Below are 6699 nucleotides of genomic sequence, written 5' to 3'. Positions count from 1 at the left end.
GGGTCACCCGAGTTTCGTACATTCGGGGATATTTTGCCGGAAAACCCGTCCAGTCATATTGCCCGTGAGATATGGGAGCGTGTAGCGGAAGGCGACGAGACTGCTTTCGCGCTCCTGTTCCAAACCCTGGTGCCGCAGCTGCAGGCAGCGCTGGGGAAATGGCTGCCCTCAAGCGAGGGTGTCAAGGAAGTCATCCAGGAGACCTTTATACGGGTATGGCTGAACCGCGACCAGCTGCCCGGCCTGGAAAAGCCGGTGAACTGGATCTTCCGGGTGGCCTCCAACGAAAGCTTTACCTGGCTGAAAAAGCAGACCGCACGGGACCGCCACTACCGGCAGCTGGCGGAACAACAAAGCGCCTTTGCGCTGCACCCGGAACAAGACCTGGGTCTGCAGGAAACGGCCCAATTGGTCCGGAAAGCACTGGCGCAATTGCCAACACAAAAGAGACTCATCTACGAGCTCAGCCGGGAACAAGGGCTGAAAACGGCGGAAATCGCCGAAAAGCTCGGCCTCTCCCATAGTCATGTCCGCAACGCCCTGTCGTCCTCCCTCAAATTTATACGGGAATACCTGGTCGCCGCGGGCAAGGTGATGGCCCTGATGGCCGTTTTTCTAAGAACCTGAAAAAAAACCGGGTCGACCGCAGTACAAAATACGCCGGCGGTATTCTACAATAAACAGGGGGCATTCCCCCATGAGGAGCACATGGAGAATCAACGTATACTTGACCTGGTACAACAATACCTGTCCGGCGGCCTGGACGCGGGAGACAAAGAGTCCCTGTTCGCGTGGCTGCGGGCGGAGGAGAACCGGGAAACATTCGTGGATACCCTCTATCCATTGCTCATGGCCAGTTTGGCCAGCCAGGAACCTCAAACTTATCAGCACGAAGAGTGGGACGAAGTCCTGCACCAGGTGCTTCGGTCCGATCGGGCGGCGCCGGTCATCCCATTGCGCCGGCGCCGGTGGCAATGGGTGGCGGCGGCCGCGGTGCTGCTTTCGGGTGCGGTCTGCTGGAAGTTCTTCTATCCCACCAAACCGCCAACTCCCGTCATCACCCAGGCGCACGCGATCATTCCAGGCGGCAAGAGGGCCGTACTGACCCTTTCGGACGGCAGGCGGGTCACCCTTGATAGCGCCTCCAACGGCCTTGTCGCGCAACAGGGTGATGCAAAAGTCGTGAAGGTGGACAGCGGCGCGCTGGCCTATACCGCCGCGGCCAAACCCGGCGAGGCCATGTACAACACACTGGCTACCCCCAAAGGAGGAGAATACCACCTGACCTTGCCCGACGGCAGCCAGGTCTGGCTCAACGCCGCCTCCTCCATTACTTATCCCACTGCTTTTACCGGTAATGACCGTACGGTTACGATGACCGGCGAGGCCTATTTCCAGGTTGCCGCCGATGCCGCGAAACCCTTCCGGGTCCGCGTCGAAGGCCGCCAGGAAGTGGATGTGCTCGGGACACAATTCGATATAAAGTCTTATGAAGACGAGCCGGTTCTGAAAACAACCCTGCTCCAGGGGAGCGTGGATGTGCTGGCTGGCCGCCAGAAGACCCACCCGCTGGCGGGTCAGCAGACCGTGCTCCAAACAGACGGCCGCCTGCGGCTGGTGACCGAGCCAGACCTGGAATCAGCGGTCGCGTGGAAGAGCGGTCTGTTTGTATTCAAGAATGAGGATATACCCTCCATCATGCGCCAGATCAGCCGGTGGTACGACATCACCGTGCACATCGAAGGCGCCGCCGGGGATAAGACATACACCGGGCAAATGCCTCGTTCCGCACCGATCACGGATGTGCTGGCCTGGATGGAGGCATCCGGCATCCACTTCCGTATAAAAGGAAACGACATTACCGTACAGCCATGAAGCCTTAGATAAACGCCTGACGATTGCCCATGCTTAGGTCACCGGACAAAAAAACCGGGGAGGTTCCAGCTCCCCGGTGGTATTTGTCCGGGCAGACCATGTGAACAATTTGCGTGACTGCACCATGATTCATTTACCCAGACAAAACGAAGGTATGTATTTAACGACCAAAACGCTACTGGTTATGAGGCTCGCGACCATCCTGCTACTGGGCGCCCTGCTCCAGGCAAAGGCTGAGGGGAAGGCACAGACGGTAACCCTTTCCGAAAAAAACGCCCCGCTCGAAAAGATCTTCGACCGGCTCCGCGCACAGACAGGCTACCTGTTTTTCTACAACGATCAGCTCATGAAAAAGGCCCGGCCGGTGACCATCCGCCTCCGTAACGCGACCGTGACGGAAGCCCTCGACCGCTGTTTTGAAGGCCAGCCGCTCACCTATACGGTGATGGGCAAGCAGATCATCGTCCGGCAAAAAGAAGAGCCCCCTGTGGCAAAGCCCGATACCGCGGCCCCGCTGCGTATCCGGGTGGTATTCCCCCTGGTCGCCGGCTATGTTGTCGACGAATCCAACCGTCCGCTGGAGGGGGTGAGCGTCATCCTGAAAAGCTCCGGCCGCGGAGCGCAAACCGACCGCGCGGGCATATTCCAGCTAAAGATGGTCGACCCGTCCGACGTTCTCCTGGTGACGGCCATCGGTTATAACAAGGATACGGTGCCGCTCAACGGCAACCAGATGGCCATGATCGTCATGCACCGGGCCACCAACGAGCTCGACAAGGTGGTCGTGCAGGCATACGGCACCACCAGCCGCCGGTTGTCCACGGGGAGCATCGTCAAGGTCACCGCCGAAGACATCGAAAAACAACCGGTGACCAATCCCCTCCTGGCATTACAGGGCCGCGTCGCGGGCCTGGTGGTCACGCCGGCCAACGGGTACGCCGCCTCCCCGGTCAAGCTGCAGATCCGGGGCCGGAACTCGATCGATCCGTCCTATCCGTCCGATCCCCTTTTTGTCATAGACGGTATCCCGATGGTCTACTCGGAGCTAAGCCCCATTTCGGGTTATGCCGGTGGAAGCTCCGGCGTCACCCAGGGTTTTACGGCCGCCTTGAGCCCTACCCAGGGCCAGAGCCCGTTTTTCAATATGAACCCCCTCGACATCGAAAGTATCGAGGTACTCAAGGACGCCGACGCTACCTCGATCTATGGCGCCCGGGGCGCCAACGGGGTCATCATCATCACCACCAAGAAAGGGAAGCCCGGACCCGCCCACCTTTCCGTGCGGGCCAGCCAGGGTATATCCGAGATCAACCGCTACTGGCATATGCTGAACACGACCCAATATCTGCAAATGCGGCGGGAAGCGCTCCGGAACGACGGCTTTATTCCCAACGCACAGAATGCGCCCGACCTGATCGCCTGGGACACCACCCGGAGCGTCGATTGGCAGCACGCGCTCTGGGGCGGCGTCGGCCGGTCAACCGACCTGATGCTGGAGCTTTCCGGGGGAAGTGAAGAGACGACCTACCGGATCAGTGGCAACTATGAACGGACGACGGACATCCTGACCACCAGCGGCGCCATCCAGAAAGCCGGGGGTATGTTCGCCCTGACCACGCACTCCCGGGACCAGAAGCTGCTTGTCAATGTCAGCACCGGCTTTACGTACAGCAACGTCAATACGATTGCCGTCCCCCAGGCCGGTACGCTGGCGCCCGACGCCCCGCCGATTTTCGATAAGGGCGGCAACCTGAACTACGCCGAGTGGAACGAAGCGCCGGGCGCCTACTTCCCGTTCGCCAACCTGCTCACGCCCTATACGTCGGCCACCTATATGTTCAGCTCATCGGCTGACGCCAGCTACGAGCTGTATAAGGGGTTAAAGGTATCGGTCTCCGCGGGTTTCAGCAACAGCCAGAACAACCAGGTCACGCTGTCCCCGATCGCGGCGCTCAATCCCCTATACAATCCCACCGGCAGCAATCTTTCCGGTAACACGCAAATTACCGACTTGAATATCGAGCCCCAGCTCCTTTGGTCCGGCGGCTTGTGGGGTGGACACCTGGGCGTGCAAGCAGGCGTAAGCCACGAAACCGGCCGCACGACCGCCGTCTCGTCGTACGCCCTGGGCTTTACCAGCGATCAGTTCCTGCAATCCATGGCCAACGCGCCGATCATCACCGTCACCAATGGGCTCGGCGTGGCTAAGTCGGCTTCGATCTTTGGCCGGATCAACTACAGCTGGGGCAATAAGTACGTCGTCAACCTGAACGGCCGTAAGGAAGGGTCCTCCCGTTTCGGCCCCGGCAGACAGTACGGAAATTTCGGGTCCGGCGGTATCGCCTGGATCCTTTCGGAAGAACACTGGCTGAAACTGCCGTCGTATATCCCCTTTCTAAAGCTAAAGGGGAACTATGGCACAGAAGGGAGCGACAATGTCCATGACTACGAGTATCTCTCCCAGTGGGGCGTGGGCAACAACCCGCTGCCCACCTACCAGGGTATCCCTCCGTTGACGAACCTGCATGCGGTCAACCAGGATTATCACTGGGCGACGAAAAAGTCGTTCGATGGCGGTCTGGAAGTCCACCTGCTCAAGAACGACTGTCTGTCCCTGGAAGCGGATTATTACCTGAACCGCATGGGAGACCAGCTCACCAATTATCCTACCGCGGTGTTTACCGGGTTCTCATCCGTGACCGCGAATTGGCCGGCGCTCGTCCAGAACAGGGGGCTCGAATTTATCGTACGGGCAAAACCCGTCGTCACCAAGGACTTCACCTGGGTAGTCGGGGGTAACATTTCGTTCAACCGGAATATCCTGAAGTCCTACCCGGGTATCGCCAACTCCCCCTATGCTTCGCAGTATAAGGTCGGCGATCCGTTGAACACCAGGTACGTCCTGAAATACGCCGGGGTCGATCCGCAAACGGGGCAATACAGCTATGTGGATTACAACCACGACGGACAAGTGCGGTATAATACGGCCGTCGTCCCCGGCACCATGGGTGACGACCGCTACCTGCCGGTCGACATGGACCCCAAATATTTCGGCGGGATCGAGAATATATTTACCTACAAACAATGGTACTTCTCGTTCAATTTCGACTACAAGCACCAGCTGGGTACCAATGCCCTGGCGAGCTATCTCGTCTCGCCGGGCAGTCTCGACGAGAACGTCGCTACCACGGTATTCAACGACCACTGGCAAAAACCGGGGGACCATGCCACTTATGCGCGCTTTACCACGGCGGGGGGGCAGGGTGACGTCAATTTCCTGTATTCCGACGGAGCCCTGACCGATGCCTCCTTTATCCGCCTGACGAACCTGGCCTTGTCCTACAGCCTGGCGCCTAAATGGCTGAGCCGGGTGAAGCTACAGGGATGTACGTTGTCCCTAATGGCGCAAAACCTTTTTGTCATCACAAGGTATAAAGGCATAGACCCCGAGACACAGACTTTCGGGGGCATGCCGCAGTCCAGGGCCATCACGGGCAACCTTTCCATAAACCTGTAAACCTTCTCTGATATGCGAAATCTCTTTATAGGCGTTCTGACGACGCTGCCGCTGCTGGGATCGGTTGGCTGCAAAAAGCTGGTGGCGATACCGGCGCCCATCAACTCGATAACCACCGGGGAGGTCTTCTCCTCCGATACCCTTGCCGCTTCGGCCATCAGCGGTATATACACCCAGATGATCAATGGAACGGGCGGCATAACAAACTCCGACCTCAATACCAGCTTCAGCAACGGTGTGACGACGGTGACCGCCGGACTTTCCTCCGACGAGCTGGCCGTGATCACGCAGTCGAACGGCGCCTACATACACTTTTATACCAACCGCCTCCTGGCCGACGACCCCACCACTCCGACGTTATGGACGAGCGCTTACAACGCGGTCTATGGGGCCAATGCGGTCATCGGCGGTATCGCGGCCTCCACGAGCCCCGGTCTGCATGACTACACGCGTAAGGAATTAACGGCCGAATCCAAGCTAGTCCGCGCGTTTTGCTACTTCTACCTCGTCAATCTTTTCGGAGACGTTCCCCTGGCGCTGACGATCGACTTCAACCAGACGGCCGGCATGGCAAGGACCCCGACCGACCAGGTATACCAGCAAATCATCCAGGACCTCAAGGACGCCTATACCGACCTGCCCGGTGATTATTCCGTCGGCGGCGGTCAGCGCATCCGGCCCAACCGCTGGGCGGCAGCGGCCCTCCTGGCACGCGTTTATCTCTACAACAAGCAGTACAACGACGCCGCCGCCCTGGCTGATTCCGTGATCGGCCAAACCGGACTGTTCGGGCTGGAAGCCGACCTGAACAATGTCTTCTCCACCGGCAGCCGCGAGGCGATCTGGCAGCTGCAACAGTCCAACCAGGTAACCAATGTGGGCAACGCCACGCCGGAGGGCATGGCCTTTATCCCCTACCCGATCCATACCGGCACCGCCACCTGGTGGCTGTCCGACAACCTTATGAACGCCTTTGAACCGGGAGATCAGCGCAAGAACGCCTGGATCGGCAGAACGATTGACAGCATTTCCCCTACCCTGGATTCGACCGGTGTGTTCTTTTATCCGTTCAAGTATAAAACCGGCAGCTACAATTATGTCTCCGGCGGCACGCCAACCGAATATTACATGGTGCTCCGGCTGGCAGAAGTGTACCTGATCCGCGCGGAAGCCGAAGCAAACGGCGCGCCCGGTGGCACCGCCGCCGCCATCGCGGACCTCGATGTCCTGCGGGCAAGGGCGGGGCTTGCGCCGCTCGACCCCGGTCTTACCCCGGCTCAGGTCACCGCCGCGGTGGCCCACGAGCG

General features: G+C 59.2%; 4 protein-coding genes. All 4 read left to right on the top strand.

The genetic code is table 11. The features are described from left to right. On the top strand, positions 1-627 hold a 627-nt coding region (locus VL547_RS21440), incomplete at its 5' end, for an RNA polymerase sigma factor (RefSeq protein ID WP_325581832.1). Positions 628-708: 81 nt separating this feature from the next. Then, the gene (locus VL547_RS21435) at positions 709-1875 is read left to right on the top strand and encodes a FecR family protein (protein WP_325581828.1); all 1167 of its coding nucleotides are present in this window, start codon (positions 709-711) and stop codon (positions 1873-1875) included. A 184-nt stretch (positions 1876-2059) separates the two neighbouring features. Continuing rightward, entirely contained in the window at positions 2060-5392 is a 3333-nt protein-coding gene (locus VL547_RS21430) for a SusC/RagA family TonB-linked outer membrane protein (protein WP_325581826.1), read from the top strand. 12 nt (positions 5393-5404) lie between these two features. Next, the coding region (locus VL547_RS21425; RefSeq protein ID WP_325581824.1) for a RagB/SusD family nutrient uptake outer membrane protein at positions 5405-6699 on the top strand (1295 nt) is incomplete at its 3' end.

The organism is Dinghuibacter sp. (assembly GCF_035492835.1).
In the GTDB taxonomy this organism is placed as follows: Bacteria; Bacteroidota; Bacteroidia; order Chitinophagales; family Chitinophagaceae; genus Dinghuibacter.
This window is presented reverse-complemented; position numbering and strand designations above follow the sequence as displayed.